Annotated in this window: 22 protein-coding genes; 8 read left to right on the top strand and 14 right to left on the bottom strand. The window is 45.1% G+C overall.

Annotated features, from left to right (window positions below; translation table 11 throughout):
* Positions 1 to 152: 152 nt before the first annotated feature.
* Positions 153 to 1,217 carry an agmatine deiminase family protein gene (locus R1T43_RS02465; protein ID WP_317352527.1) on the top strand — a complete coding sequence of 355 codons (1,065 nt, stop codon included), beginning with the start codon at positions 153 to 155 and terminating at the stop codon, positions 1,215 to 1,217.
* The gene (locus R1T43_RS02460; protein ID WP_317352524.1) at positions 1,204 to 2,097 is read left to right on the top strand and encodes a carbon-nitrogen hydrolase; all 894 of its coding nucleotides are present in this window, start codon (positions 1,204 to 1,206) and stop codon (positions 2,095 to 2,097) included. The genes R1T43_RS02465 and R1T43_RS02460 overlap by 14 nt, the downstream gene beginning before the upstream one ends.
* An 85-nt stretch (positions 2,098 to 2,182) precedes the next feature.
* On the opposite strand, the gene R1T43_RS02455 is transcribed toward R1T43_RS02460, so the two are convergent.
* Complete coding sequence (locus R1T43_RS02455) at positions 2,183 to 2,974, bottom strand: ligase-associated DNA damage response endonuclease PdeM (RefSeq protein ID WP_317352521.1); 792 nt, start codon at positions 2,972 to 2,974, stop codon at positions 2,183 to 2,185.
* Positions 2,975 to 3,401: 427 nt separating this feature from the next.
* Positions 3,402 to 5,885 carry a ligase-associated DNA damage response DEXH box helicase gene (locus R1T43_RS02450; RefSeq protein WP_317352520.1) on the bottom strand — a complete coding sequence of 828 codons (2,484 nt, stop codon included), beginning with the start codon at positions 5,883 to 5,885 and terminating at the stop codon, positions 3,402 to 3,404.
* A 230-nt stretch (positions 5,886 to 6,115) separates the two neighbouring features.
* Here R1T43_RS02450 and R1T43_RS02445 point away from each other — a divergent pair, with 230 nt between their 5' ends.
* The 3 genes from R1T43_RS02445 to R1T43_RS02435 all read left to right on the top strand — a co-directional run bounded on the left by R1T43_RS02445 (position 6,116) and on the right by R1T43_RS02435 (position 9,758).
* Entirely contained in the window at positions 6,116 to 7,198 is a 1,083-nt protein-coding gene (locus R1T43_RS02445; RefSeq protein WP_247670629.1) for a ligase-associated DNA damage response exonuclease, read from the top strand.
* Positions 7,199 to 7,200: 2 nt separating this feature from the next.
* Positions 7,201 to 8,817 carry a cisplatin damage response ATP-dependent DNA ligase gene (locus R1T43_RS02440; RefSeq protein WP_317352517.1) on the top strand — a complete coding sequence of 539 codons (1,617 nt, stop codon included), beginning with the start codon at positions 7,201 to 7,203 and terminating at the stop codon, positions 8,815 to 8,817.
* A 155-nt stretch (positions 8,818 to 8,972) separates the two neighbouring features.
* Positions 8,973 to 9,758: a hypothetical protein gene (locus R1T43_RS02435; RefSeq protein WP_317352515.1), complete on the top strand. Its 786-nt coding sequence runs from the start codon at positions 8,973 to 8,975 to the stop codon at positions 9,756 to 9,758.
* Between the two features lie 164 nt (positions 9,759 to 9,922).
* Here the strand turns inward: R1T43_RS02435 and R1T43_RS02430 are convergent, their stop codons facing one another.
* Positions 9,923 to 10,888 (bottom strand): carbohydrate kinase, encoded by a 966-nt coding sequence (locus R1T43_RS02430; RefSeq protein ID WP_317352513.1) that lies wholly within the window; start codon positions 10,886 to 10,888, stop codon positions 9,923 to 9,925.
* Between the two features lie 340 nt (positions 10,889 to 11,228).
* Between R1T43_RS02430 and R1T43_RS02425 the strand changes: the two genes are divergently transcribed.
* Together R1T43_RS02425 and R1T43_RS02420 are read left to right on the top strand one after the other, a co-directional pair.
* Positions 11,229 to 12,452: an ROK family transcriptional regulator gene (locus R1T43_RS02425; RefSeq protein WP_317352509.1), complete on the top strand. Its 1,224-nt coding sequence runs from the start codon at positions 11,229 to 11,231 to the stop codon at positions 12,450 to 12,452.
* A 32-nt stretch (positions 12,453 to 12,484) separates the two neighbouring features.
* Positions 12,485 to 13,411 (top strand): homocysteine S-methyltransferase family protein, encoded by a 927-nt coding sequence (locus R1T43_RS02420; protein WP_317352507.1) that lies wholly within the window; start codon positions 12,485 to 12,487, stop codon positions 13,409 to 13,411.
* 19 nt (positions 13,412 to 13,430) lie between these two features.
* Here the strand turns inward: R1T43_RS02420 and R1T43_RS02415 are convergent, their stop codons facing one another.
* The 5 genes from R1T43_RS02415 to ubiG form a co-directional block, all read right to left on the bottom strand.
* Positions 13,431 to 14,090 carry a glutathione S-transferase family protein gene (locus R1T43_RS02415; protein ID WP_211070076.1) on the bottom strand — a complete coding sequence of 220 codons (660 nt, stop codon included), beginning with the start codon at positions 14,088 to 14,090 and terminating at the stop codon, positions 13,431 to 13,433.
* Positions 14,090 to 14,707 carry a glutathione S-transferase family protein gene (locus R1T43_RS02410; RefSeq protein ID WP_211070077.1) on the bottom strand — a complete coding sequence of 206 codons (618 nt, stop codon included), beginning with the start codon at positions 14,705 to 14,707 and terminating at the stop codon, positions 14,090 to 14,092. The genes R1T43_RS02415 and R1T43_RS02410 overlap by 1 nt, the downstream gene beginning before the upstream one ends.
* Before the next feature lie 113 nt (positions 14,708 to 14,820).
* Positions 14,821 to 15,825, bottom strand: a complete 1,005-nt coding sequence (locus tag R1T43_RS02405; protein WP_317352504.1) for a lipase secretion chaperone — start codon at positions 15,823 to 15,825, stop codon at positions 14,821 to 14,823.
* Complete coding sequence (locus R1T43_RS02400) at positions 15,825 to 16,736, bottom strand: triacylglycerol lipase (protein WP_317355625.1); 912 nt, start codon at positions 16,734 to 16,736, stop codon at positions 15,825 to 15,827. Before R1T43_RS02400 ends, R1T43_RS02405 begins: the two co-directional genes overlap by 1 nt.
* A 346-nt stretch (positions 16,737 to 17,082) precedes the next feature.
* Positions 17,083 to 17,892, bottom strand: coding sequence for a bifunctional 2-polyprenyl-6-hydroxyphenol methylase/3-demethylubiquinol 3-O-methyltransferase UbiG (ubiG, locus tag R1T43_RS02395; protein ID WP_317352502.1), 810 nt, complete (start codon positions 17,890 to 17,892; stop codon positions 17,083 to 17,085).
* A 168-nt stretch (positions 17,893 to 18,060) separates the two neighbouring features.
* Here ubiG and R1T43_RS02390 point away from each other — a divergent pair, with 168 nt between their 5' ends.
* Positions 18,061 to 18,420, top strand: a complete 360-nt coding sequence (locus R1T43_RS02390; protein ID WP_062088469.1) for a DUF2237 family protein — start codon at positions 18,061 to 18,063, stop codon at positions 18,418 to 18,420.
* Between the two features lie 116 nt (positions 18,421 to 18,536).
* Here the strand turns inward: R1T43_RS02390 and R1T43_RS02385 are convergent, their stop codons facing one another.
* The 6 genes from R1T43_RS02385 to hflC form a co-directional block, all read right to left on the bottom strand.
* A complete protein-coding gene (locus tag R1T43_RS02385; protein WP_211070080.1) occupies positions 18,537 to 19,967 on the bottom strand; it encodes an aldehyde dehydrogenase family protein in 1,431 nt (476 codons plus the stop codon).
* A gap of 9 nt (positions 19,968 to 19,976) precedes the next feature.
* Positions 19,977 to 21,617: an acetolactate synthase large subunit gene (locus R1T43_RS02380; protein WP_317352497.1), complete on the bottom strand. Its 1,641-nt coding sequence runs from the start codon at positions 21,615 to 21,617 to the stop codon at positions 19,977 to 19,979.
* A gap of 130 nt (positions 21,618 to 21,747) precedes the next feature.
* Complete coding sequence (locus R1T43_RS02375; RefSeq protein ID WP_211070082.1) at positions 21,748 to 22,161, bottom strand: DUF4112 domain-containing protein; 414 nt, start codon at positions 22,159 to 22,161, stop codon at positions 21,748 to 21,750.
* A gap of 36 nt (positions 22,162 to 22,197) precedes the next feature.
* Entirely contained in the window at positions 22,198 to 23,277 is a 1,080-nt protein-coding gene (gene hemH / locus R1T43_RS02370; protein WP_317352494.1) for a ferrochelatase, read from the bottom strand.
* Positions 23,278 to 23,434: 157 nt separating this feature from the next.
* On the bottom strand, positions 23,435 to 25,036 hold the full coding sequence (locus R1T43_RS02365) for an AbgT family transporter (RefSeq protein ID WP_247670631.1): 1,602 nt from the start codon (positions 25,034 to 25,036) through the stop codon (positions 23,435 to 23,437).
* Positions 25,037 to 25,322: 286 nt separating this feature from the next.
* Positions 25,323 to 26,204, bottom strand: a complete 882-nt coding sequence (hflC, locus tag R1T43_RS02360; protein WP_211070373.1) for a protease modulator HflC — start codon at positions 26,202 to 26,204, stop codon at positions 25,323 to 25,325.
* Between the last annotated feature and the right edge of the window lie 3 nt (positions 26,205 to 26,207).

Raw genomic sequence — 26,207 nt, 5'->3', positions numbered from 1 at the left:
AAAGGGCAGTAAAAGAATTGTCACAAAATGTGTCGTTAGAACAAGTCGTTGTTCTAATCGTGGCAGCCAAATAATTTCATCAAGTTTGCTATTGGTTGGCGAGAGTAGGATAGTTATAATCGCCGCTCTATTTATTTCTATCGAGAATAAACATGCAAGGTAGTCGTAAACTGGTTCCTGAATGGGAAACCGTTGATGCTGTGATGCTGGCGTGGCCGCATGCAGAAACCGACTGGTCGCCATGGCTAGAAGAAGCCCGTGAAACATACTTGAACGTCATTGCTGCGGTCAACCGTTATCATGCAGGTGTGATATTGCTATGCGCCCCTGACGATGTTGATGATGTGAAATCACGCTTAGGCGATCATGCGCGTGTGCTCATCATGCCTGCGTCTTATAACGACACTTGGGTACGTGACTACGGCTTTTTAACCTGTCGAGATACCGAAGGTTCTGGCGCGCCAGTAGAGTTTCGCTTCAATGGTTGGGGCGAAAAGTTTGATGCCAGCGAAGACAATATGGCTAACCAACGCTACCTTGCCTCATTATGTAAATTACCCCTACGAAGTAGCCCAGTAGTTGCTGAAGGCGGCGCGTTAGAAATTGACGATTTTGGCCACTTGCTGAGTACTTCTCAGTGTTTATTAAACCCGAAGCGCAATGGTGATATGACCATCGAAGATTACGCTGAAACCTTTAATGACATGTTAGGTTGCAACACGTTTACGGTGTTAGAACATGGTCACCTTGAAGGTGACGACACTGACGGGCATATTGATACGCTTGTGCGTTTCACGCCCAATAAAGGCCTAGTCATTCAAGCAGCTGATAACCGAAAAGATGACAGTCACTATGCAGGGTTAAGTGCGCTGTGTGAAGAGTGCGCCAGTGCAATGCCTGAGCATGAACAATATCGATTGCCACTGCCACATATTGTGAATAGCGAAGGCGAGCGTTTACCTGCATCGTATGCCAATTTTTTGATCTGTAATCGCGCGGTGCTCTTACCTATTTACGGGCAACCTGAAGATGAAGCGGCCATTAGCCAAATGCAACTGGCTTATCCCGACCATATTATCGAGCCTATAGATTGCTCGGTGTTGGTAAAGCAATTTGGTAGTTTGCATTGTATTTCCATGCAGGTACCCACAAATACGTTGAAAGAATCTGTTATTTCCACCTTCTCAAAAGGAGTGTCTGTACATGCAACGAACTAAGCTAAAGATAGGCTTGGTACAACAGTCTGTTGCTGATAACGACAAAGCGACAAACTGGAACAAAAGTGCTGAGCAAGTTGCAAAGCTCGCCGCAGAAGGCTGTGAGTGTATTTTGCTACAAGAACTTCATAGCACCCTTTACTTTTGCCAGCAGGAAGATACAGACGCCTTTGATTTAGCCGAACCTATTCCAGGTGCTGCAACAGATTTCTTTGGTGCGCTTGCTGAAAAACACAATATTGTATTAGTAACCTCTTTATTTGAAAAACGCGGTTCTGGCTTGTATCACAATACCGCTGTGGTATTTGATAGAAGCAAAGAGATTGCCGGTAAATACCGCAAAATGCATATTCCTGACGACCCAGGCTTTTACGAGAAGTTTTACTTCACACCAGGAGACATGGGCTTTACGCCAATAGACACCAGCGTGGGTAAATTGGGTGTATTAGTTTGTTGGGATCAATGGTATCCAGAAGCCGCACGCTTAATGGCGATGGCTGGCGCTGACTTATTATTTTACCCAACGGCAATTGGTTGGGATAGTACTGATACTGAAGAAGAACGTAGTCGACAACATGGCGCGTGGGAAACTATTCAGCGCTCACATGCAGTCGCAAACTCAGTGCCGGTTGTTGTAGCAAACCGCACAGGGTTTGAAGCATCGCCAGTGGCGGGCGACCCCGGCATACAGTTTTGGGGACAAAGCTTTATAACTGGCCCACAAGGTGAAATTCTGGCGAAAGCCGAAGCCGAGGGTGAAACCACACTATCGGTTGAACTAGATTTAACTCGCACTGAAAAAGTAAAACGCATTTGGCCTTATTTCCGTGACCGTCGCATTGATGCTTACGAAGACTTAACCAAACGCTGGCGCGATTAGACTAGTCTAATACTGCACTCTCTTATAAAACGGGCAACTTGGTTACCCGTTTTTTATTGCGCGCAGCATGTTAATAATTTGCCGCTTAAGCTTTGAAAATTGTACCGTCATACAACATATAACAGGCGCGGGATTTTTTAGATGCTAACACTAGCATTACCTCTTCATCCACATCTAAGCCTCCCGTAAATTGCCCAAAAGCTGGCATGATAAATAGGTCTTCTGTGACAACGAAACATTTACCGGAAAATCGACGACGGGAAATAGTCTTGCGTATTTTAGGGTGGTAATGGCCAATAATTTGATGCTTAGCTTGGGGCTTAGCTTGAACCCCATCCTTCGTACTTGGTTCTTTCTCATGTGACTCTTTTTCATGCGGCTCTGTTTCACATGGCTCTGGCTCATAGATTTCTGGCTCATGGCGAAATACCACATTACTATGCACTATTTCATGGCAAGGGTTGCCGGGAATACCTTCAGGTAAGTCGGGGTCATGATTTCCCTCTACCCAATCCCATTTGGGAACGCTATTTATGATATCGCATAAGAGGTTTCTGTCTTCAGCAGTCATACGAGACATACTGTGTTTATCATGGAAACTGTCACCCAAGCTAATCACCCTAGCAGGGTTGTAATCGCGAATAATCTGTTGCAAACGCTTAAGCGTAGCGACGGAATCGACACTTGGCAGCGGATTACCATAACTACGCAAGTAACTGCCTTTTTCAAGGTGTAAATCGGATACCACCAGCCAATCAAGCGCAGGCAAATACGCCACACCTCTGGCATCTAACAACCAAAGCATCTTTGCAAATTTCACAATACTAATACTACGCAACGCCACCTGTGCCGATAGCCACTGCTCATTTATTGCCACTTACTGCCCTCTTTTATAATGTTTAACACTTTTCCACCACTTCTAAGCCCATGTCCGAACTATAGTGATTGAGTGGAGTTGGGTATGGAACCTGATGCAGCATGGATGCTGCATCAGAGCCTACATGGATGTATCCAATTCATATTCACTCACTTTAACACCAATAAAATTAAACTGGGTGAGCAGTATTAGCGCTAGAAACTTTCCGCAGCATGGATGCTGCGGCAGAGCCTACATAGATTTATTTACGGCGTGCTTCTCTCTACAACACTCAACATTCGAACTTGAATACAAATCCACGCCCGAACTATAGCGGTGCAGTGGGGTTGGGTATGGAACCTTATGCAGCATGGATGCTGCATAAGAGCCTACATGGATGTATTCACGGCGAGTTCCAGACCCAACCCCAATACACCGCTTTTAGCTTTTAGGACAATAAAGCCCGTACTTCGTCTAACATATTTTCCGCTTCTGCATACAAATCAGCTTGCTCGATAATCGCCTGAGCACCAGCCCCTTTTATTTGCTCACTGCGCATATTCAGCACAATCGGTATGGCCATGGGCGATACTTTTTCTAAATTAACTAACGTGGTTTTATCGACAAAGCGAATAAGCAAATTGGCTAAACGCTGTAAATCTAACAACTCCCGTTCAGCATCAGCCCGCGCAACCGCTAAAAGAATATGATCAGGGTCGTGCTCACGCAGCGTGTCGTAAATTAAATCAGTAGAAAACGTGACTTGTTTCATGGTTTTTTGGCTAGCATGATAACGCTGTTCGGTTAAGCCGCTTACTACCGCCACCTGCCTGAAAGAGCGCTTTAACATGGGGGCCTGTAACATCCAATCTTCTAGCTCGTCGCCCAATATATCTGGCTGAAACAACTGTTGCAGCTGATTGTCGGTAATCTGTTTCACTGCACTTATCGAAAGCCCATAATCAGTCACACTAAAGCTAAGCGGCTTAATCCCCATTTTTTCCATTCTACGGGTAACCAGCATGCCCAAGGTTTGGTTCGCTTTCCTACCTTCGAATGTGTAATACAGCGTATGGTTCACGTTACGAAAAGGAAACTGCTCTACCAACACCTTTTCAGGTTCAAGAAGTTGTGAAAACTGCTGTTGCAACTTTAACCACTCTTGTACTTGTGCAGGTAAATTGCGCCAACTTTTGGGATTTGCGAGTATGGCTCTAACCCCATCAGCCAAGTATGTCGACAGTGGCATTTGGCCACCGGAATAACTGGGGATTTTAGGCTCTTTGGCTTTAGCAGGGCGTGCATGCAATTGCATATCCCGAATGGCTTCGTATTTAAGCACTTCACCGGCAAAATAGAAGGTGTCACCTGGGGTAAGTTGCTGGGCAAAGTACTCTTCTACCTCACCAATAATTTTGCCCTGGTTACCACGGCGAATGCGTTTTACTTTTAATCTACCCGCCTCAACAATAGTACCTATATTCTGACGATGACGCTGAATAACCCGCCTGTTAGCGGGTGAAAAAGTGCCATCGTCATTTGGCGTTAGGCGCTGATATCGCTCGTATGCATTAAGCGCACTACCGCCATCTAACGCAAACTGCCATAATTTTTCAAAATCTTGTTTATCAAGCCCTTGATAAGGCGATGCCATAAGGATTTGCTCGTAAAGGGTATCTGGGCTGTCAGCATTGCTGCATAGGCAATTCACGATAAACTGGGGGATGATATCCAATGCCCCAGGCTGCGGCGCATCGCCATCTAGTTCGCCTTTATTAATTGCATTAATAGCCGCTTGGCATTCAAGGGCTTCAAATCGGTTAGCGGGTACAAGTAACGCTTCGCTGGGCTCATCTAACCGATGGTTTGCTCGCCCAATACGTTGCAGCAACCGGCTAACACCTTTGGGGGCACCTACCTGAATGACCTTATCGACATCGCCCCAATCAATACCTAGCTCTAGCGCCGAAGTACACACTACTGCCCGCAATAACCCGCTAGACATCATCGCTTCTGTTTTGCGCCGTTGTTCTTTACTCAAACTGCCGTGGTATAAGGCTATCGGTAGCGCAGCGGTGTTGTGTTCCCACAGCATTTGAAAAATCAGTTCAGATTGCGCCCGGGTATTAACGAACACCAAGGTCGTTTTCGCCCCTTCAATGGCTTTGTAGATATCGGTTATGGCATAACGCGCCATAAAGCCACCGAAGGGCATGCGATTTTCAGATTGCAGCATATCTACTTTTGGTTTTTCACCCGCTTTCACGCTGATGATATTAGCAATACCTTCTGTACCGGCTAGCCACGCCCCTAAGGTTTCAGGGTAAGCCACTGTAGCCGATAGGCCTACCCGCTTCATTTTAGGTGACAATACTGAAAGTCGTGCTAGCGCTAAAGATAAAAAGTCCCCTCGCTTGTTTGCTACCAAGCTATGGGTTTCATCAATAATGACTCGCTTTAGTTTGCCAAATAGCTTGTCAGCATCGGCATAGCTCAGCATCAACATTAAAGATTCTGGGGTAGTAAGCAGCAGGTTTGGCGGCTTTTTCCGTTGGCGCTGCCGTTTATGCGAAGGTGTATCGCCAGTACGAGTTTCTGCCGTTATTGGCAATTCCATCTCTTCAATAGGTTGTAATAAGTTGCGATGAATATCTTGGGTTAACGCTTTAAGCGGGGAAATATATAAGGTATGTAAGCCTAGCTGTGGCGATTGCGCTAACTCGACTAAGCTAGGTAGAAAGCCTGATAGGGTTTTTCCTGCCCCGGTTGGGGCAATCAATAACGTAGTGTTGTGGGTGTCTTGCGCCAACATCTGCCGTTGGTAATCACGAAGCGCCCAGCCTTTATTTTTGAACCATTGGCTAAACGCCGGTGGCAAAATGTCGCTGCCGGTTTCGTTTGGTTTCTTAAGTGGTGCTTTGGTTTTAGGCATATTTGCTGGCATATCTTTCGAAGCTTTTGAAATAAAAGCTACATACAACCCTAGGCCCCTGCCCGAACTTCTCCTGCATCATGATTTTTCGTTACTCTGCTGTTTCGATGGTAAGCAATAGTAGATATACGTTAATGCGGCAGAAGGGTTTAATTTTCCACTACGCTCAACCAATTGCGCAAAACCACCGTAGTCATATGAAACGCTAACTAAGAGCATGTGGTTTTTATATGATGGCTGAAAATACAATACACCCTTCGAAGTGGATGAAAACTGACGATGCAGGTTTGTATTGTGTGCCAGGTGATTTTTATATAGACCCTATGCAGCCTGTGGATACTGCGCTTGTTACCCACGGTCATGCTGACCATGCTAGAGCGGGCCACAAGCGAGTATTCGCCCACCCACAAACCATGGCAATTATGACCACTCGCTATGGTGACGATATGGCTGAAGTACAAATACCGGTGCCCTATCGCGAGAGCGTAGAGTTTGATGAGGTAATCACTACTGATAGTCACAGTGCCTCAACTGAACAGGGGCGACGCAAGATAAAAGTCACTTTTTACCCTGCTGGCCATATACTAGGTTCGTCACAATTACTTATTGAGTATGCGGGTTATCGGCTAGTGATATCTGGCGATTACAAACGTAGACACGATCCCACTTGTCCGCCGTTTGAAGTAGTACCTTGCGATGTACTTATTACCGAAGCCACTTTCGGTTTACCGGTATTTGCCCACCCGCCAATCGAACAAGAAATCCAAAAGCTTCTTCATTCCCTTGATGTGTTTCCTACACGTTGTCATTTAGTAGGAACTTACGCATTAGGCAAATGCCAGCGGGTTATTTTGGCGCTTCGAGAAGCGGGTTACACCAAGCCTATCTATTTGCACGGTGCATTACTGAAGCTGTGTGATTTATATGAACGAGAAGGCATTGCGTTAGGCGATATTATTCCGGTTAGCGAGGTAGAAGACAAAGCGTTACTCGCCGGTGAAATCGTTTTGGCTCCCCCTTCTGCATTAGCCGACAGGTGGTCGAGAAGCTTGCCACATGTTCGCGCTGTGTTGGCGTCTGGTTGGATGCAAATTCGCGCGCGAGCTAAGCAGCGCAACGCTGAGCTACCACTTATTATTTCAGATCACTGCGATTGGCCCGAGTTATTGCAAACCCTCACCGAAGTGAACCCTAGCGAGGTATGGGTGACCCACGGCCGAGAAGACGCACTAATGTATCAGGCACAGAAGATGGGCTTTAAAGCGCGAGCGTTATCGCTGGTAGGTTACGATGAAGCGGCGCAGGAAGAATAGCAATGCAAGCATTCAGCGACTTACTTGAACAGCTTTACTATACCGCCGGAACCAAAGCGAAAGCCCAGCTTATTCTGCATTACCTTGCTACTACGCCAGACCCCGATCGCGGCTGGGCTATTGCCGCGATGGCAGGTACGCTTCGATTTGATTTCTTCAAACGTAACACGGTAAAAAAACTGATTACAGAGCGAGTAGACCCAGAGCTATTTGCTATGAGCTACGATTATGTGGGCGAAGTTAGCGAAACGGTAGCCCATTTATGGCCCGAACTAACGCCAGATCAAGCGCTGCCTAGTTTGTCTGAAGTGGTAGATACATTTGCGAATGTCAGCAAACAAAAAGTCGCTTCAACGTTAGCGAATTATCTCACCATAATGACTCCATCACAGCGCTGGGCACTATTAAAGCTTGGTACACGGGGGCTGAGAATTGGCGTATCGGCTCGCTCTATCAAACAAATTTTAGCGGAATACGGCAATCAAGATATCACTGAAATAGAAAAACTGTGGCATGGCGTCACACCGCCTTATACCGACCTGCTCGCATGGCTTGAAGGTAACGGCCCTAAACCGGATATTAGCAACGCAGTTACGTTTCACCCTGTCATGCTATCTCACCCCATTGCGCAAAGTGATATCGATGACTTTATCCCCGAGCAGTGGCAAATAGAACACAAGTTTGACGGCATTCGGGTGCAGCTAGTGTGTAATACCACCAAAGAAGAACCAGAAAAGGCGCTATTTTCCCGTACCGGTGATGACATCAGTCATGCATTCCCCGACCTACTCGATAGTGTTAGTGGCAACATGGTTGTAGATAACATGGTGCTAGATGGCGAACTGTTGGTGATGCATAACAACGAAGTCGATACATTTAATGCTCTGCAGCAGCGGCTCAATAAGAAAAAGCCCACCTCTGCGTTAATGAAAACCAACCCCGCAGGGCTTATAGTTTATGATGCACTGGTATTAGACGGTAAGCAATTAACCGACTCACCTCTTATCACCCGGCGCAAAGCACTAGAAGCATGGTTTTACAAAAATGGGATTCAGGAAAACGACAATAAATCACGACTGCATTTATCTGAGTGCTTATCTGCCGATTCACCAACAGATCTTCAAGCGCTACATAAAAGGGTATGTGAAAACCGCGCGGTAGAAGGGCTTATGATAAAGCGTTCAAGTAGCCACTATGTACCAGGCAGACCTAAAGGCCAGTGGTACAAGTGGAAACGCGACCCGCTGGTGGTAGATGCGGTGATGATGTATGCCCAGCGTGGTCACGGTAAGCGCTCTAGCTTTTATTCCGATTACACCTTTGGCGCATGGCAAGATGAGCAATTGCTGCCTATCGGCAAAGCCTACTCTGGATTTACTGATGAAGAGCTTAAGAAACTAGATAACTGGGTACGACGAAACGCCATAGGCCGTTTTGGGCCAGTGCGAGAGGTTAAAAAGGAGCTGGTACTGGAAGTCGCTTTCGATGCGGTTCATCCCTCCAACCGGCATAAATCAGGCGTGGCACTACGATTCCCTCGCATACACCGTATCCGCTGGGATAAGCCTGCTAACGAGGCAGATACACTTATCAACGTGAAAGCACTTATCGAGTCATAATCTTAATGAAACATTTTTTTTACAAACCCTGATTTTAGCTTACACTTAAAGTATATTAGCTTTTTCTGTTCCAGCTAACCTACTGTTAGAAAATAAATTACAGAAAAATTTTTATGTGCGCCTGCATGAATTAATGCAGCGCCAAGGACAAAAAAATGTTGTTTTCGCGATCGTTCAAACATTGCCTTATTGGTTTCTTTCTCCTTTTTTCCACAGCGAGTCACGCTGGCCTAATTACTAATATTGCGTCCGAAACCATTTCATACCCTATTTCGACAGGGATCTTCGGATGGAATGCTAGCTATGATATTGGCTTTGTTAATCAAGATTTACTGATTGATGTTGACGTTTATCTAACTGGTTATGAACCCGGCAGTGCACTTCGAGACATTTGGGAAGATGGTATTGAATCCATTTGGACTAATGCCTTTGACTTATCTGACGGCACTTATTTTTACGACACTGTGTTTAATGTAGATTGGTTAAGCACGAATGTGGGCGCTGACCATACTGTTACTGTGATTAAAGGTAATGGGAATGTGAATTTGACTCGATGGTATACGGGTAGGCCATCAGGCTATTCGTATAGTCGTCAAGGGGTAATAGCAGCTCACGAATTTGGCCACATGATAGGGCTATTCGATGAATATACAGGCGGCGCTCTTGACCCAGTAACTGAACTTATTCGCGCTGATAGTATAATGGGCCAGAATCTAACCTCACCTCAAATAGATCACTTCGATGCTTTTTTAGAGTGGGCACAAGTTAATTCGGGCGTTGCTGCTTTAACGCTAGTTGCCGACAGGGGTGTCGATAACTACTTTGTTTCCGAGCCCAGTTCATTAGGAGTTTTGCTACTTTCGATTTGTATTGTTTTTGCCGTTAAATATAAATCTAAACGAAGCGAAGCTCGTTTAAGTGGTCGCATGATGTTTGCATAGATATGTTTGCCTAGCGTTTTTAGTTCTGTGTCCACGGCAAATACTGCTTCACACTAGGCTGGCACCTAGCAGCTAAACAGGCAATAAAAAAGCAAGGCATCGCCTTGCTTTTTAAATTATGTACCCACGCTCATATCAAAAGACGTCGAGCACCAATATATTGCTTATTTCGCAATATTTTCCATAGTAGGTAAAGCACTAAACGCACCATATTGCGTTACCGTGTATGCACCGCAGCGAATAGCAAACTCTGTGGCTTCGCTAACGTTTTCAAAGCTACTTGCCCACTCGTCAAATTCTGCGCTATTAGCCACTTTGGTAGATAAGAAATACAGGAAACCACCAATGAATGAATCGCCAGCAGCTGTCGTATCTTTTACATCCATTTTGGGCGAGGCCAAGGTGCCACTAAATTCTTTGGTGATATATTGAATAGGTTCGCCGCCATCAGTCACTAATACCACTTTAACGCCGCTATCTAGCCACTGCTGCACGTGAGTCTGCGCATTTTCTTCACCGTAAAGCTCAGCCAGCTCTTCGCGACTTGCTTTCAAGATGCTTACTTTCTTAGCTACTTCATCAATTCGGCCTGGCGCATTAGCAGTGTCGTCCCAAAACGCTGGGCGATAGTTAATATCTAAACATACCAGCATATTTTCTTGCTTAGCTTTGTTTAGGATATAGTCGGTGCCGGGAAGCAATTCGGGGCCTGAAATTGAGCCAGAACAAAAGTGCAGCACGCTAGTATCGTCGCATGCAACCGTGGCCAAGTCGTCTTCACCAATGTGCTTATGTGCCGCATTATCTACATAGAAATCGAAAGAACGTTCACCGTCTTTATCTAGATTAACAAAAGCCAATGCTGTATTCGCTTCTTTCGTACTCCAAACATAATCAGTGTTTACGTTGTGATAGCTAAGCATGTCTTGAAGAAAGCGGCCAAAGGTATCGTCACCCACTTTAGACACCATAGCACCTTGCCCACCAAGCTTGGCAACCGCTACCGCGACGTTAGCGGGCGCGCCACCAGCATAAGGCTGGAATGAATTCATTGCTGGCATTTCGCTTTGGTCCGCTGCACCCGCACTTAACATATCGATAAGTACTTCGCCTAAACATAAAATTTTCATAAACACCTCTGGCTGAAGCTAACAGCGATGACGTTAACCTTTATACCGCTGTAGTCATGGATAATAAGCGTAGCCGAAGGGCATTCCAACGGGCACGTTAAATTATAGTTAATTAATTGGGGCATAGTATTATCTAGCTTCAAATATAAATCAACCTTGTTGATTTATTATTTTATCACTTTGACATTACCTGTGATGAATGCGTAATCTATCGGCTTGATTGGTAGAGAAAAACTCGCTTCGGTGAATTATGTTATCGATATTGAATTAATATCTATCCATGACTTATTGATGCAGTTTGTTATAACATTCAATTCATAATGATTCAGGTACACTGTAAATGACAAAATCCCATGAGCACACGGGTTCATCAGAAAGCGCATTAGAAAGAGATATGCACCACCGTGCAACTGACCCACTAGACAACCGTACTCAAAATGAACGGGATATACTCACCCTCATTCGTCATGAAGGGGCTATTCCAAAAGCAGACATCGCTCAACGCACGGGCTTATCTGCTCAGTCGGCAACGGTTATTATCAAAAAACTAGAGTCAGACGCCCTTGTTAAGCGGCTACCACCAGTTCGCGGGGGGGTGGGGCAACCTAAAGTACCTTTTGGATTAAATGCAGAGGGTGCCTTTGGGTTGGGGTTGAAAATTGGTCGCCGTAGTTTTGATATGACCTTGCTAGATTTGGCTGGCAATGTGAAAGCTTCGCTTCACGAAAAAATAGCCTACCCCACCGTCGACCATTTATTGTCATTTACCCAGCGCGGCGTATCGGTTCTAACGCAACAACTCAGTAACGAACAACGAACGCGCATTCGCGGATTAGGCATTGCTATGCCATTTGAAATTTGGAGCTGGGCAGAAGAAGCCGGCGCACCTAGTGACGCGTTAGAGGCATGGAAAAGCCTTGATATTCAGGCTGCGCTATTTGAACTTCTAGACTTACCCATTTACGTGAGTAACGATGCAACAGCGGCGTGTAGTGCAGAAATGGCCTTCGGTAACCCCCATCGATTCAACCATTTTCTCTATGTTTTTGTAGGCACTTTTCTTGGCGGTGGCTTGGTTATTAACAATCAGTTATTTACAGGAAAATCGGGTAACGCCGGCGCAATTGGCTCCTTACCTTTTTTATCTAACGCCCAAAGCCAACAGCAACAACTCATCACCCAATCATCGCTATACTTGTTAGAAAAACAATTAAATGAAGCGGGGCTTGATGGCAATAAATTGTATGAGGCACCGGAACATTGGTCTGGCTTAAAAACCAATCCAGAATTTATGCGCATCGTTCAAGTGTGGATGGAACAGGCAGCCCAGGGGATTGCCTTTGCCACACACTGCGCATTTAGCATGCTCGACCTCGATGGCATTATCATCGATGGGGCCATGCCACAGAATATAAAACAAGAATTGGTTACCTGCGTGCAAAGCGCGTTAAAAGATGCTGATCTTCGAGGCGTTTCTCAAGGTAGTATTAGTGCAGGTAACGTAGGGAGTAAAGCGCAGTCTATTGGCAGTGCAAACTTGTCGCTTATCGCGAACTACTATTAGCTTATATACGTTAAACGAAAAACAGGGGTAACGTGGTTACAACTTCACGCACAGAAAAGGTCACAAACATTTCGTCAAATGTGCTAATTCTTGATGGGGGGTTAGGCCGAGAATTAGAAAGCGTCGGGGCTCCCTTTAGGCAACCTGAATGGTCTGCTCTTTCATTAATGGAAGCCCCTGAATTAGTAGCTCAAGTACACCAAAACTTTGTGGATGCAGGTGCAAAAATCATTACCACAAACACCTACGCATTGGTGCCTTTTCATATAGGACAAAAACAGTTTGATGAGCAAGCATTCTTGCTTGCCGAACGCGCGGGCAGTATTGCCAGTACTGTGGCAAAAAAGAGTGATGTGTCAGTTGCAGGCTGCATTCCTCCGGCGTTTGGCTCTTACAAACCTGAACTATTTTGTGCCGAGCAACTCTCTTCAATTTTACTGCCATTGATTGAAGCACAAGCGCCCTACATCGACTTTTGGCTTGTAGAAACCGTATCTTCGATAGAAGAAGCTATTGCAGTAACATCTTTAATAAAACAGCACTCATCTAAACCAATTTGGCTTTCTTACTCGCTCAGTAATCGTCATGACTTTGCAACCCCTGTGACCTTGCGTTCTAGTGAGCCACTGAATGCAATATTGCCCACGCTAGATAACCTAGATGCCGTGTTGTTTAACTGCTCGCAGCCTGAAGAGATGGAATCAGCCATTGCGTTTACACACTGCCACAATGCCCATATTCCTATTGGCGTTTATGCGAATAGTTTTTCAGAGCATGTTAGAAAGCATGATGCTAATGAAATGCTCTCTACGTTGCGTGAAGATGTCACCCCTGAAAAATACTTAGCGTACGCGAAAACGTGGGTGAACGCTGGCGCTTCAATTGTAGGCGGGTGTTGCGGTATAGGCCCTGCGCACATAAAAGCATTGGCGCAGGGATTCGTTAACGCATTAGAGTAACGTGTTATCGGGTGACGTATTATCGAGTAACCACGTTTTTAGCGCCTTTTATTAACGCTTCTTTATCGATTTTATTGGGTACTTCAACACCACGGCGCGCCGCAGGGCGTGCCTCGATACTGTTTTTCCAGCGAGTTAAATTATCTAGCCCTTCAATGCTAACACCTGACCATTCATAGGTACGCACCCAGCACCAGTTTGCCATGTCGGCAATACTGTAATCACCAGCTAAGTATTCGTTGTCTTCTAATCGTCCATCTAGCACCGTAAACAATCGGCGTACTTCATTTTGATAACGGTCGATAGCAATGGGGATTTTTTCTTCTAAATAGCGATGGAACACATTCGCCTGCCCCATCATTGGCCCAATACCCCCCATTTGAAACATAACCCATTGCATCACTTGGCTTCTGCCTTTGGCGTCTGTGGGTAAAAACTTACCTGTCTTTTCAGCTAAATAAAGCATGATGGCGCCAGATTCGAAAACCACATGGTCGCCTTCGCTTTTGTCCACAATAACGGGAATTCTGCCATTCGGGTTCATGGCGAGGAACTCAGCAGTTTTTTGCTCTCCTTTCATTAAGTTTACCGCGTGCACGGTATAGTCGAGTTCCATTTCTTCTAATGCGACTGACGCTTTCCAGCCATTGGGTGTTGCTGCGGTGTATAAATCTATCATTAGGCTTTTGCACTCGCTCTGCTACTAACGTTGTCGTACCAACGCTGAAGGTTGGTTTGTTCGTCTTTAATTCGAATATCCACCACCCGTGCAAAATCAATGGCACATAGAGCAGTAATATCCGCAATAGAGAAGGTATCTCCCGCTATAAACTCATGTAATTCAAGTCGGCGTTCGAGAATATTAAAATATTTTGATGCATTGATACCGGCTTCTTTACCGTATTCCGGCACAGGCACCATTCTGTCTTTAAAGTACCCGGTGGTGTGTTGGAAACACATGCCTACTTGTAACATCAACGCCATTTCTACTTGTCTCTGCCACATAGCGATGGTGGCTTTCTCAATAGGCGTAGAGCCTAGCAATGAAGGCTCAGGATGAATGGCTTCAAAGTAAGTACAAATAGCGTCGGTTTCAGCAATACAGGTACCGTCATCCAACTCCAAAATAGGAATTTTACCTAGCGGGTTTTTAGCGCGCATTTCAGCGCTTAAATTTTCACCCTTTTGAATGTCTACTTGTACATACTCTACTTGTGATTTATCTATCCCCTTTTCAGCAAGGAACATGCGAACACGGCGAGGATTAGGCGCTGTTTTGGTCTCGTAAATTTTCATAGGTAATATCGTATCGTTGGAATGTTAACAGTCAGACTAGTGCTGCTTGCCCATGGGTTCAAATCATATTCCGTTGGGGTACAACTATTAAAAGGTTGAATGGTTATACCTGTTCACAGATTTACATCTACTAATACTCTCAGGCGCTTTTGTTCGGTATTTGAAAAGTGGGTTTGCCTGTAAGTCGTTAAGGCGTCTTGCTGTGCTTGCGCTTTCATTGCACTAGCGCTCACGTATTCTTGATAGTCTCGGTAGGCATCAACTCGTTGTTGCCATCGTGCTTGCGTCTCCCATAATGCAGAGAATCGCTCGGCTACCTGATGGCCAAATTCAGCGGCAATAGCGTGGTATCGAGACTCGAAATCTGCATATTTTTGTTTAATTTGGTTAATTTTTTCCATATTTAGGGTAGGTTGAAACGCCGCTTTTTCCTGCTCATTTAGTGCATTTAATTGACCAAATATCTCATTGCGTTTTTGCTCCCTTGAGAGGTCGCGATCTTGAGCAATAGCAAGGCGAGCAAGTGCTCTTGCGTCAATGGCCGCATCAGCAGAAAACAAGTACTCATATTCTTGTTGGGAAAAGTAGTTAAGACGCAGCGTATCTCTCGTTGCTAGTTTTTGTTCAACGTCACTTAATGAAATGCCAGCATAGGTAACATCAGTCATGGTGCTCTCGCTAGATACTGTCAGCACCTTGTCGATTTCGGCATCGGTATCTGCCAATGCCACTTTATATTCAACATATCGGGTGAATACATCAGCGGCGTACATGGCCGACTTAGCCTCATACATACTTTTAGCATTCATACTAAATAGTGCCGTCACTTCGCTATCTGAAGCGCCTTCATTAGCAAAAATAAAGCGATCGAAATTGTCCTTTATACCAAAATATAAGGTAAATATTGGTAGGTCTGACCCGTGAGGGTTTACCCGCTTTACTGGCTGAATCGCTTTTTTAAGTTCAGCTGCTTTTAAGTCTTTACGGGTTAATACTGCCGTTGTAGCTTGACGATTTTTATGTGCCTCTTCATCGTCGATGTGATGACGCTTGCTAATTAAAATAACAACGACAAAAAAGAGGGCAGCGCCCCCTCCTATTAATACCCACCGGCTCATTATAAACCTAGGCTTTTTAAGCGGTTTGCTTGGTCGACAAAGACATCTACTGGGTTGGTTTCAAACCAATGGGTGATACCAAAGCTTTGGTTGACTTCATCAAGGTGATTCATCTTATAGTTATCTTTTAGTACTTTACCTAAATGAGAACTACATGAAGACACTAACCCATCATTGGTTTCACCAAATGCCAAGCCTGTAATGGCAAGAAAAGGGTCGACCACGTCCAGCGCGTTTGTATAAGTTCTGCCACCACTCCAGGAATAGTAGTACACGCCATTCTCGCCTACCTGTTTTCCGTCATTGCGGCAGTAGGCAGAGGGCATGCCTTCAGGGTAACGAGCGTTGAAGGCCACTGAACCAGAGGTGGATAGCGAGGTTAGTGCCGCCACAGAATCTGTGGGTTTATCTCGGGGATCTGAACCCGATGCTAGTTCGATTAGATTAGCAAAAGCGTCGGTGATCAAACCTACCGTACCTTCTTGCACAGACCCTTCAGTAAGACCACTTTTGAGTACATCTGCCACAGCGCTCCCCCAGTTAACTCCGGCTACGGAGGTAACCGAAGCCACTTTACTGGGCGCTACACTTGCGGCATACCTTGCCGTTGGTCCGCCATGGCTATGGCCAATAAGATTAACTTTTTCGGCGCCAGAAAGTGCAAGTACCTCATCAATATAGTTAAGTAACTGCTCTCCTCTCACTTCGGTAGAATTAGAAGGGGACACTTCTGCGATATAAACCACCGCGCCGTTTCGAGATAGTTTTTGAGGCACTTTGTAAAAGTAATCTACAAACAAAATGTCATCAAAACCAAAGAGACCGTGAACCAGTACAATTGGGTATTGTGTTTTAGCGTAGTTACCAGCCCACGATTGAGAAGGTAATACTGCGACAAGCAAAAACAGCATGAGCGTTGTTATTTTCGTTCTTAGTTTCATTGCATGTTCCTTGAATTATCAACATTAGTGGTCTGAGGCCAGACCTGAGTTACTTTTATGTTAATTCGATGTAAATAACAAGATAAATAAGAGAGTGGTCTTTTATAAAATTGACTAGAGGTAATAGCTAAAAATACGGTTATGAAGGATAAGAAAACGTAAAATGCTTTATATTCAGAAGACTAGCGTAAAAACTGGGTATAAACCCTCATACTATTTAATAGGCGAATAAAGAAAATAGCGAGAGTTTATAGCCCGGGTAAATGTTAACTACTGTTAGCGAACGAAAGTAATATGCACTGACTATGTGGCTTTATCACGCACGATGGTAAACCTGAAGGTAATTTACGCTTAAGCTGGGTGTAAGCTTCCATACCTTAGTGAATGGATTTAGTGCCATGCCAGTCTCATAATCAAGCGTAAACCCTTCACCTACCCATTGATTTAGCTCAGTGGGTTTAACAAATTTTTGCCAATCGTGAGTACCAACGGGTAAATATCGCATGACATATTCAGCGCCTACAATCGCAATAATAAAACTTTTAATGGTTCTATTTAGCGTGGCTAGCACCAATAAACCACCTGGCTTCACTAAGCTTGCACACTCCTTTATTAACTGCACTTGATCAGGTACGTGCTCAACAACTTCTGCATTAATGACGATGTCAAATTGACGGCCTTGGCTTACCAAGTCAGATGAAAGGCCGTGAATGTAGTTAACCTTCACATTGCTTTGATTCGCATGCCGCTTCGCCACCTCAATACTCATGGCACTTGCATCTATACCTGTAACATCCGCCCCCTTCAACGCAAGCGGCTCACTAATAAGCCCACCACCACAACCGATATCTACAATTGAAAGCCCCGTAAAAGGCTTGGTTTTATCAGTGGCATTCGTTAGGGAATTTGCCGTAGACGCATTTTGAGGAAAGCCCTGGGTTTGCTCACTTTTCAAAAAGTGACTGGTTATTTGAGACTCAATCACAGATAGCCGTGCACGATTAAAATCTAACGCGGTTTTATAATTGCCATTGGGATCCCACCAGCTTTCTGCTAGCGCATCAAAGCGGTCAATTTCCTGCTGAGAAAAATTAATGGGCGCTGATTTTCGGCTTTTATCTAACATGCACTAACACCAGTTTAAAAAATAGGTAATTTATTCAAATCTATCTACGCTAGGTCCCCGTAATTAAAACACCTAGGATATTGTGTAGCCAACGGCTAGCAGATGCCTGAGTTTTATGAGAAATAGGTATACAATCAATGCTTATACGCGCAAAAAGAGGTATTCGTTTTGGCTAATGCTAAAAATGTCTATGGAAGACCACTTCAACTGTGTTGTGGTAACACTGGCTACACCCGAGAAGGCTTTTGCTATGTGCCCGATGCAGATGTGGGTAACCACAGTGTGTGTGCAGTAGTCTCCGATGAGTTTCTACAATTTTCCTTACGCCAAGGTAATGACTTGATCACGCCCTGGCCCAGTATGGACTTTGCTGGTTTACTTGCCGGTGATAGATGGTGCTTGTGCGCCGCCAGATGGTTACAGGCTTACGAAGCAGGTGTTGCGCCAAAAGTGCGATTAGAAGCTACTCATGAACGAGCCCTTGATATTATTCCCTTGGCTACCCTTGAAGCTTTTGCAGCAGATTAAAAAAGCGGGTGACTTCTGTTAGAAGCACCCGCTTTATTACGGTTGATTTTGGTTCGTTAGGCTTTTAAGGCTTTTTCACCTTCGTTACCTTATACGCGTTTTAGTTACTCTACTTCCTAGGGCGTTCGAATAACCATAAGCCGTGTTTCTGTCATATCTTCTATGGCATAGCGAATACCTTCGCGGCCAAGTCCTGAGTCTTTTACACCGCCATAAGGCATATTATCTACACGCCAGCTGGGTACATCACCTATGACTACTCCGCCCACCTCAAGCACATTCCATGCTTTGTGTGCTTTGTAGATATCACGCGTAAAGATACCCGCCTGTAGCCCATAGCGACTGTTGTTTACCTCATCTAACGCACTATCGTAATCGTCAAACGGCTGCAATATAGATAACGGCCCGAAAGCTTCTTCGGCGCTAGCGTCACAATCTTTCGGCACGTTTTCCATTACGGTAGCCTGTAGCATGGCACCATCTCTTTCACCGCCGCATAGCACGCTAGCGCCAGCTTCTTTAGCGTTTTTAATCCAGCCTTCTAAACGCTTAGCCTCGCCCTTAGAAATCATAGGGCCAATGAAAGTATCTTCATCGCTAGGATCGCCAGACACCAAAGCTTCGACCCGCTCTACATAGCGAGATTTGAAATCATCATAAATTGACGAGTGCACTAATAAGCGCTGCACTGAAATACAGCTTTGGCCCGACTGATAATACGCGCCGACAATAATACGGTCGATGGCATCACTAATATCGGCATCTTCATCCACCACACAAGCGGCATTACCGCCAAGCTCTAATACCACAGGCTTTTTACCCGCTTTAGCTTTTAGCGCCCAGCCCACATCAGGTGAACCGGTAAAGCTAAGTAGCTTTAATCGCTCGTCGGTGGTAAATAAATCGGCGCCGTCGCGACTACAAGGAAGAATTGAAAATGCGCCTTTGGGCATCAACTCACATTCCGCTAACACTTCGCCAATAATCAACGCACCAATAGGTGTACGAGAAGCAGGCTTAAGCACAAAAGTACATCCTGCCGCGATAGCTGGCGCAACTTTGTGCGCGGCTAGGTTTAACGGAAAGTTGAACGGAGAGATAAACGAGCAAGGGCCGATAGGCACTTTCTTCGTCATGCCCTGATAACCTTTGGCACGGGCGGAGATTTCTAAATTAACCACTTCACCATTAATTCTTACCGATTCTTCAGCCGCAATTTTGAAGGTGTCGATTAACCGGCCTACTTCGCCTTTGGCATCTTTAATAGGCTTACCCGCTTCAATACAAAGGGCTTTACCTAGTTCTTCCTCGCGTTCAGTAAAGCGCTTAACGCAATGCTCTAGAATTGCTTGGCGCTCGTACGGAGCCAGCGCAGTCATCGCAGGCTGTGCTTTTTCGGCAGCGGCTATGGCTTTATCAATCACTTCAGCGTCGGCTAGCGCCACTTTTGTTGCCACTTCGCCTGTGTATTTATTGGTAACGTCTAAATCGGTATTAGCAAAACAAGGTTCGCTTGCAAGGTAATAGGGATAGCTGTCTTTTAACATGATCACTCCTTATAATTTCGCGCTTAATTCGGCAATCGTATGGTTCAGTGTTTTGTCATTCATGCTGTAGTCAACGGGGCAATCAATCACATGCACCCCCGGTGTGTTTAAACAGCTTTCCACCATAGGAATTAGCAACTCGGTACTGTCTACGCGCCAGCCATGGGCACCGTAGCTTTTTGCGTATTTCACAAAATCCGGATTACCGTAATCCAAACCGAACTCATCAAACTGCATATTGGCTTGTTTCCACTTAATCATTCCGTACGCGTCATCCCGCAGTATGATCACAATAAGGTCGAGTTTCAGACGAACCGCAGTTTCAATTTCTTGGCTGTTCATCATAAAGCCACCATCGCCACATACGCTCATTACCGGCACATCTGGCTTCACGAGTTTTGCGGCTATCGCCGAGGGTAACCCTGCGCCCATTGATGCTAACGCATTATCTAGCAACAAGGTATTAGGATGGTAAGCGGGGTAATTACGAGCGAACCAAATTTTGTATACACCATTATCTAAGGTCACTATGCCATCATCTGGCATGACCTTCCTGATGTCACGCACAAAGCGTTCAGGCAGAATGGGGAATCGATTATCGTTTTCTGCTTCCGCTCTGTGTGTTTCATAAGCATCGTGTACGTCTTTATAGAAATCGAGTTTCCAACCATCTTGCGGCGTAATGCCTTCTTTTATTTGCCAGATACTATTGGCAATGTCCCCCACCACCTCAAGCTGTGGAAAATACACTGGGTCGACAGCGGCTGACTCAAAGTTCATATGAATGACTTTCTTACCGTCGTTATGCATAAAGAACGGCGGCTTCTCTACGACATCGTGCCCAACATTAATAATAAGATCGGCTCTTTCTATCGCCCTGTGCACAAAGTCGTTATCTGATAATGCAGTATTGCCCGCAAACCGCGGATCGCTTTCGTTTAGCACCCCTTTACCCATTTGTGTGGTCACAAAGGGTATACAAGTTTTATCCACAAATTCCCGCAGCATTTTGGCGGTTAGCTTACGATTTGCACCTGCTCCTATTAACAATAATGGGGAGGTAGCTTCTTCTATCATCGAAATAGCCGCTGATATAGCTTTGTATTCAGCAATAGGTCGCCTTGACGTACTAGGGGTTAATAAGGGTACAGACGTATGCTCATCGGCAATATCTTCAGGAAGCTCTATGTGCACAGCACCGGGGCGTTCTTCAGAGGCTAATCGAAATGCTTCGCGAACGACAGAGGGAATGCGATCGCCGCTCACCACTTGCGTGGTAAATTTAGTAATGGGGCGCATCATATCGACAATATCGATAACCTGAAACCGGCCTTGTTTACTGGTTTTAATGGGCTTTTGCCCTGTGATCATCAACATGGGCATAGCACCTAGTTGCGCATACGCCGCTGGGGTAACAAGATTGGTCGCACCTGGACCGAGGGTAGATAAGCACACGCCAACTTTACCGGTTAATCTACCGTAAGTCGCGGCCATGAAACCCGCGCCTTGTTCATGGCGGGTAAGTACGAGTTTAATTGAGGAGGTTCTTAACGACTCAAGCAAGTCGAGGTTTTCTTCGCCAGGAATGCCAAAGATGTATTCTACACCTTCAGCTTCCAACGCTTTTACGAAAAGGTCAGACGCTTTCATTAATCCTACACTCCATTTTCCATTAATTTTTACGCGGCAACCGCGTATCAGTAAAGGTTGCTACGCAAAGAGTATAGATTACGATTAATGTGGTTTTGTGAAACTATCCAAAACACCTAAATGTGAACGCTTACTGGCGCTCTAGTTTCTCTTCCCATTCTGCTAGCTTTTTCTGAGTTTCGGCATCTACATCGGCTTTATTTTCGCTGATCCACCACTTTTCCATTAAGCGTACGTTCTTTTGGTTCGCTTTATAAAATACATCAACGATGTCGCCAATGAAGGGAACAAAGCCTAAGCCAAAATCGATAGCGGAGTTCTTTACCATTTGAGCTACCAACGCACTGGGCATTCCCAATGATTTCCCCAACCACACGATACGTAGAGAAACGAGCAGCATTAGCGCATCACCCGCCCCCGGAATAAGGCCAACAATTGAGTCGAGACCTATCCGAATGGGAATAATCGGTAACTTAACAGCGGTATCAAGTAAATTTGCTAACTTTTGTGCTTTTAACAGTGCCTTTGGGGCTTTACTATCCATGTTTAGCTACCTTATTAACGTAAAAACAATTACTGGCTATTTGTCAGCGCCTAACGCGCGAGCTAAGCCAGCTCGTAGTGCAGTATCTTTAGTCACAGTCCAACCGTGCAAATTCTCTTTAACTAAATCAAACAACATATCAATGTGTTCTTCGTCGCTGTTTAATGCAGGAATGTATTCGTACTTTTCACCACCCGCTTCCATGAAGTATTCACGGTTTTCTTCGCCAATCTCTTCGATAGTTTCTAGGCAGTCGGCAGAAAAACCGGGGCACATAACTTGTATTGATTTCACCCCTTGACCCGGCAACGATTTCATCGTTGCGTCGGTGTAAGGCTTTAACCACTCCGCTTTACCAAAACGAGACTGGAAGGTGGTCATGTACTCCTCATGAGTTAGCCCGAGTTCTTCGGCCAACAAACGCGATGTTTTATGACATTCACAGTGATACGGGTCGCCATTTAATAAGTAGCGCTTAGGAATACCATGATAAGAAAGAATAAGCTTATCGGCTTTACCGTGTTCTTCCCAGTATGCCCGTACTTTATTCGCCAGCGCCTTAATGTAATCAGCCCTGTCGTTGTAATGGTTCACGAAGCGAAGTTCCGGTAACCAGCGGCGTTTGGTAAAGTCTTTCGCAATGGCATCAAAGGTAGACGCCGTAGTAGAGGCGCTATATTGCGGATACAAAGGCAATACCACTAACTTTCTTACGCCTTGCGACAACATACGTTCAATAGTGTCGCTAATAGCAGGGTTACCGTAACGCATAGCAAAATCAACCACAACATCGTCGCCGTACTCTGCTTTACAGCGTGCCGCTATTGCTGTTGCTTGGGCTTTGGTAATAGTAAGCAACGGTGAGCCTTCTTCTGTCCAAACGGTTTTATATGCTTCAGCCGAACGCTTAGGACGAGTATTTAATATAATGAGGTTTAAAATGAACCACCAAAGCGCACGAGGTATTTCTACTACCCGCGGGTCTGAAAGAAACTCTTTTAGATAGGGGCGTAGGGCCGCCGCGGTTGGGCTTTCGGGTGTACCTAAATTGGTAACCAACACGCCTATTTTGTCTGACTGACTGTGAGTAAAACCCTGATTGCTTTTGAACTTCATCAAATATTCCGCACTGAAAAAACAATATAACTAGTATACTGAATTTACGGCAATTTTGGGTGAATAGACCACAAATTTACCACGATTGATGCAATTAAATTTAGCGATTAAAAAAGGCGGCCTTAGCCACCTTTTTAGTCTTAATATTTTCAACCAGTTAAGGCTGATAGTAGGTTGCTGCACCTGGCCCTACAGGCATGCCTAATACAAAGACCCAGAGATAAAACAGTATGGTCCAACCCACGATAAATACCATGGAATAGGGCAGCATCATTGCAATCAAGGTGCCCATACCGAGATCTTTTTTGTACCGTGCAGCCATCGCTAAAATAAGACCGAAGTAGCTCATCATGGGCGCAATAACATTGGTGACTGAATCTCCAATACGATATGCCGCCTGAATAACCTCAGGTGAATAACCAATCAACATTAGCATAGGCACAAAAATAGGCGCGGTTACCGCCCACTGCGCCGAGGCACTGCCTAACGATAAGTTAACCACACCACACATTAAGATGAATAAGATAAACACCGACGGGCCATCTAGGCCAGCCGCTTGTAAAAGCGCAGCGCCTTTAACGGCTAATACTGTGCCTAAATTCGTCCATTTAAAGAAAGCCACAAACTGTGCAGCAAAGAAGACCAATGTAATATAAAGCCCCATTGCGCCCATGCTTTTTGCCATAGCATCAATCACGTCACGGTCATTTTTCATCGACCCTGTAATACGGCCATAAACAAAACCAGGTACAGCAAAAGAAACAAAGATAAAGGCAACAATTCCTTTTAGGAAAGGCGAACCCGCTACCGCACCGGTCTCTGGGTGACGCAAAATACCGTTTTCAGGCACAATGGTGAGCGCTAAAATACCGCATACCACGACAAAAGCGATGCCAGCCCAACGAAGTCCTTTCTTTTCAATATCCGAAGGCGCATCCATTGATTGCTTACTTAAATCTACAGAAGCTTCTGATTCGTCAAATTTGCCTAGTCGAGGCTCTACCACCTTCTCAGTCACCAGGGCACCCATAGTGGCTACTACAAAGGTACTGATAAACATGAAATACCAGTTAACTTCTGGGCCTACCACATAATCAGGGTCAATCATGTGAGCCGCTGCTTCGGTAATGCCTGAAAGCAAAGGGTCTACCGTACCAAGCAACAAGTTTGCACTGTAGCCTGCTGATACACCGGCAAAGGCGGCTGCGAGACCCGCGAGAGGGTGGCGACCTAACGAATGAAATATCATAGCGGCTAGTGGTATTAACACTACATAGCCAAGCTCTGAGGCGGTATTTGAGATAATACCTGCAAACACGACGGCAAAAGTAACCGTACGCTTTGAAGCATTCATCACTAATGAGCGCATCGTGGCCGACAACAAGCCAGAGTGCTCAGCAACTGATACACCAAGCAATGCAACCAATACAGTACCTAAAGGAGCAAAGCCGGTAAAGTTAGTGACCAGGCCAGTAACAATGCGCTGTAAGCCTTCCGCACTCATTAATGAAATGACTTCTATCATGCCATCAGCTTCGCGACCTTTCGCACCTTCAGGACGAGGGTCGACTACGGCTAAATCGAAATAGCCAAGAATACCGCTTAACACCACAATAAAGCAGGCCAGCATGGCGAATAAAGTAACGGGGTGTGGCAGTAAGTTCCCAAGAAATTCCACAGTAGCGAGGAATCGGGAGAATAAACCACCCTGTCCGCCCTGATTTTGGGCAGATTTATTTTTTGTATTTTCCGGAATCAAAACATTCCCTCTGTCGTTTTTATTACCCAGTCATTACCAACTAAGTAGCAGGGATATCTGCCGTGCAGTTTAATAATGCTGCGTTTTATAATAATAAATGCTCGTCTATTTTAACGTATTTTGAGCAATTTGGGCAGTAGGTGGGCAAATTGGACAATTTAAAGTGTTCGCAAAACGCAGCAAATATTCAGTAAAGCTTTTCACTTTCAGCTAATTAGGTGGTTTACAGCAGGCACAAAAAAGCCAGTCTAAAGACTGGCTTTTTAACAAGAACCGATGTTAGGTATTAATTACCTTTAGATGCGTTCATGTAGCGGAAAAAGTCGCTATCTGGCGCAATCACCATCACATCTTGCTTATTATTGAAGCTAGCTTTATACGCATCCATACTTCTTAGGAAGCTATAAAAATCAGCATTTTTAGAATAAACATCTGCATAGATTTCTGCTGCTAAGGCATCACCTTCACCTTTAAGCTGACGAGCATTACGTTCAGCATCAGCGAGCATTACCGTTACCTTTGCGTCTATATCAGCGCGGATAACCTCAGCCTGCTCTTGACCTTCTGAACGGTGTTCTCTTGCTACTGCAGCACGCTCAGCACGCATACGTTGGAAGATTGAGTTACTCACTTCCGTAGGAAGGTTGATTTGCTTAACACGTACATCAACAATTTCGATACCAAGCTCATCAGAAGACGTTGAAGCCTGCTCCATTGCTTGGTTCATTAATGCTGAACGCTCACCAGATACAATCTGTGCAATAGTACGAGTACCAAATTCAGAACGTAATCCGTTATTCACTTTTTGCTTCAATAGCGCTTCGGCTTGTAGCTTGTTACCACCGGTTGAAAGGTAATAACGAGCGAAGTCGTCAATGCGCCATTTTACGTATGAATCAACAATTAAGTCTTTCTTTTCACTGGTAACGAAACGGTCAGGTGTATCATCCAACGTTTGTACACGTGCGTCTAGGTGACGAACGGAATCAATGAACGGCAATTTGAAGTGAAGACCAGGTTCGAATACTTTTGTATCGCCTGTGGCATCATCTCGTTGAACCTTACCAAATTGAATAACGATGGCACGTTCGCCTTCAGTCACTACAAATAGAGAGCCTGAGGCAAGAACCGCAAGAAGTACTAATACTGCAATAGCTAAATTCTTCATCAT

The sequence above is a fragment of the Alteromonas sp. CI.11.F.A3 genome (assembly GCF_032925565.1).
Classification (GTDB): Bacteria; Pseudomonadota; Gammaproteobacteria; order Enterobacterales; family Alteromonadaceae; genus Alteromonas.
Note: the sequence above shows the minus strand (reverse complement) of the source record. Positions and strands in the feature narration are given on the sequence as shown.